General features: G+C 56.4%; 3 protein-coding genes and 1 pseudogene. 2 read left to right on the top strand and 2 right to left on the bottom strand.

Annotated elements, in window-relative coordinates; translation table 11 throughout:
* Positions 1–188 precede the first annotated feature (188 nt).
* Positions 189–1,604 carry a purine-cytosine permease family protein gene (locus AC1DRJ_RS21630; protein ID WP_477803933.1) on the top strand — a complete coding sequence of 472 codons (1,416 nt, stop codon included), beginning with the start codon at positions 189–191 and terminating at the stop codon, positions 1,602–1,604.
* A 115-nt stretch (positions 1,605–1,719) separates the two neighbouring features.
* On the opposite strand, the pseudogene AC1DRJ_RS21625 reads toward AC1DRJ_RS21630, so the two are convergent.
* Both AC1DRJ_RS21625 and AC1DRJ_RS21620 read right to left on the bottom strand, forming a co-directional pair.
* Positions 1,720–1,829: pseudogene (locus AC1DRJ_RS21625) on the bottom strand (AsnC family transcriptional regulator); the annotation flags it as partial.
* Between the two features lie 66 nt (positions 1,830–1,895).
* Positions 1,896–3,113: a DUF3422 domain-containing protein gene (locus AC1DRJ_RS21620; RefSeq protein ID WP_477803932.1), complete on the bottom strand. Its 1,218-nt coding sequence runs from the start codon at positions 3,111–3,113 to the stop codon at positions 1,896–1,898.
* Positions 3,114–3,424: 311 nt separating this feature from the next.
* On the opposite strand from AC1DRJ_RS21620, the gene AC1DRJ_RS21615 reads away from it, so the two are divergent.
* Positions 3,425–3,618: antitoxin Xre-like helix-turn-helix domain-containing protein (locus AC1DRJ_RS21615; protein WP_477803931.1), on the top strand; the 194-nt coding region annotated here is incomplete at its 3' end.

Raw genomic sequence — 3,618 nt, 5'->3', positions numbered from 1 at the left:
TCAATCACGGTGCATGCAACATACCGGAGCAAAAAGGCCGGCGAGATACTTTTTTTAAGGTCTATAGCAACAAACTTACTAATTTACCTGCCTGCCGCCATTACAGATGATCACTCCAACAACAAAGCGTCGCGCAGGCGGCGCACTGCGAAGTACGTCCACGTACTCACCTTGCCTTGGAGTTCCTTATGGTCACCACTGCGACATCATCCGCCCCGCTTATTGAAAAACACACGATTGGATACGTGCCCCCTGAAGATCGCCATGGAAAGGTAAGAGACCTTTTCACCCTGTGGTTCGGCGGCAACATCGCGCCATTGCCGATCGTGACCGGCGCACTGGGCGTGCAACTGTTCCACCTGAACCTGATCTGGGGCATCGTCGCCATCCTTGTCGGCCACTTGTTCGGCGGCGTGTTGATGGCGTTGCACTCGGCCCAGGGCCCGCAGATGGGCATCCCGCAAATGATCCAGAGCCGCGCCCAGTTCGGCTCCCTCGGCGCATTGCTGGTAGTGGTGATCGCCGGTGTCATGTACATCGGCTTCTTTGCCTCCAACATCGTACTGGCGGGTAAATCCTTGCACGGCGTGGTCGACGCGGTGCCCGTGCCCGTGGGCATCGTGATCGGCGCCATCGGCTCCGGGATCATCGGCATCATCGGTTACCGCTTTATCCATGTGCTCAACCGCATCGGTACCTGGGTACTGGGCGCCGGGATCGTATTGGGGTTTGGCTATATCTTTACCCATATCCAGACCACGGACTTTCTGACCCGCGGTGAATTCAACATTTCCGGCTGGCTGGCTACCGTGTCTCTGGCTGCGCTGTGGCAGATCGCCTTCGCGCCCTACGTGTCGGATTACTCGCGCTACCTGCCGGCTGACGTTCCGGTCGCGTCCACTTTCTGGACCACTTACCTGGGCTCGGCACTGGGCTCCAGCCTGTCGTTCATCTTCGGCGCCGTCGCGGTACTTGCCACCCCGGTCGGCATGGACACGATGGACGCCGTCAAACTTGCCACCGGCTCTATCGGCCCGTTGATGTTGGTGCTGTTCCTGCTCAGCGTGATCAGCCATAACGCCCTCAATTTGTATGGCGCGGTGCTGTCGATCATCACCCTGGTGCAGACCTTTGCGTATCGCTGGATCCCCACCGCGAAAAGCCGGGCGGTGATCTCCATCCTCGTACTGGCAGCCTGTGCGATTGCAGCGGTTTTCGCCTCAAAAGACTTTATCGGCCACTTCGTCGATATGGTGCTGGTGTTGTTGGTAGTGCTGGTGCCGTGGACGGCAATCAACCTGATCGACTTCTACGCTATCCACAAAGGCAAGTACGACATTGCCTCGATCTTCCGCGTGGATGGCGGGATTTATGGGCGCTACAACCCGCAGGCCTTGCTGGCGTACGCGGTCGGTATTGCGGTGCAGATTCCTTTCATGAACACACCGTTATATGTGGGCCCGATTTCAGAACACATCAACGGGGCGGACTTGTCCTGGGTGGTCGGGCTGGTGGTGACTTCGCCGTTGTATTTCTGGTTGGCAAATCGGGACAGTGCGTACAAGCGCAGGATGAATGAGGGGAAATTGGTCGGCAGTGTCTGACATTACAACGGCAGCGCTCGATCCTGGATCCCTCGTTTCATCACGAGCATTGGGGTCAAGCGCTGAGCATTGATTTAGCGCACGGGTCATTCAGGCGCCTGCCCTGGTATGACCCAAGGGTGGCAAACACCATGGCGGAAAAATTAAAGCCCAATGCGCCGGGTCCAGTTGGGCTCTATAGCCAAGCAACACACCCGACTCTACCAGCGCCCGTACTCGCCGATGGAGAAACTACCCAATCGATCAAGACCACACAGCCAAATAAAAAAAGTGAGCATCAGGGCTATCGCCTCAATGCTCTTTGACTTTCTTGATACGAAGCACAATCAACGCAAGAATGCCGATCGCCAGCGGCGTCATTGCCAGCATTGCCTCTCGCGGGGCCACCTCGACGCCGAGCAAGTGCAGCCCCGAGTAGCCAAGCTTGAACAGGTTAATCAGGTAGTAAGTAATCGCAATAATCGACAGACCTTCCACTGCGCGCTGGATCTTGATCTGAGCATCGGCGCGGGCGTTCAGGCTTTTGAGAATTTCCGAGTTCTGTTCTTCCATTTCTACCTGAACCCGTGCCTGTAACAGGTCGCCCAGGTTGGCCACGCTTTTGGCCAGGTGCTCCAATCGCTGTTCGGTGGCAGAGCAATACCTGACGGTGKGTTTGAACCGGCGTTCGATAAACACGCCAAGGCGTTGGCAATCGCCCACGTGACTTTCCCGCAGCTCACCCAAGCGTTCAAACACCAGTTGCGCGTAGGCCTGAGTGGCACTGAAGCGGTGGCGGCTTTTCGCGGTGCTGCTGACCACTTGGGCAGACAGGTTGGAAATATCTGCAAGCAGTGCTTTCGCATTACTGCCATCGGCATGGGCATTACGTTCGGAGAGTGTGACCAAGGTCTTGTCAAAAACATCGAGCTGCGCGCTCAGGGATTTGGCCATGGTCAATGACAACGAGGCCATCATTCGATAGGTCTCGATTTCCAGAAGGCGACGTATCATTCGACCCTGCCGGTAGGCATTCAGGCGCCGGTTGACGAACAACAGGTGGTTGTTGCCCTCCTCGCTGATACGAAAATCGCTCCACACCACCGCATCACCACCCCCCACGCAAGAACCGCTCGGGTCCTTGAAGCCATAACGGGAGAGGTCCAGGTCGGCTTCACCACGCACGACGATCTGCACCGAGTTGATGAGCGTCGGCAAATGCGCTTCGACCTTTTGCGCCAGTACCTCGGGCAACGTTGTCCAGGACAAGTCATTGCAGGATGAAGTGACCACCAGGGTCAGGGTGAAAAACTCGGCATGACGCTCCCACTTCAATGCATGGCCATCGAGTTGACTAATGCCTTGGGCGGCGGTCAGGTCGAGGGAGCCAGGGCAGCAGTTTTGCAGGAATGCATTGCACGCCTGATCGCTGCCGAGGAAGGCCAGATGAAATACATGGGCCGGCTCATCGAAATACAGTGACGGGCGCGCGTGTAGTTCGTTGTGCAAGCTTTGTCGTAAGGGGTGCATGTTGTGGGGCCATTTTGGAGTTGTTTTTGGCGCTTACGATTAATGCCTCCCGAATAAAGGGGCCGCCCCCCTCAAGAGGTGTGCTCCGTAGCTTGGCGCAGGTCTTTCGGGGCATTATCGATTGCTGTTGTTGGTGGGACTGATGGGCGAACTCAAGAGTCACCACCAGGTGACGAACGTGGAGAAGGTTCCGTGGAGCCTGTCCGTAGGAGCATCCAGTCTTGAGAAACCGCATGGATACTCGATGCGCTATTGATCTATAGAACCAATCTGTATATTTTTGAGTCCATGGATCAATTGAGGGCAAAAAGATGGCAGTTCCTCTCCAACCACAGACATTCACCAAGAACCAATGCGTTACGGGCTTGCGTGCAGCAGTCGGCATACTCGAAAAATGGGCTGCATCCAGCGATCAGGCTTGTCAGATCCTGCGTATTTCTCGTAGCACCTACACCCGCGCCCGGCAGCGTGATACCTCTTGGGCGGTGGCGCTGGACGCTGACCC

This window comes from Pseudomonas sp. P5_B2 (assembly GCF_056400445.1).
This window is presented reverse-complemented; position numbering and strand designations above follow the sequence as displayed.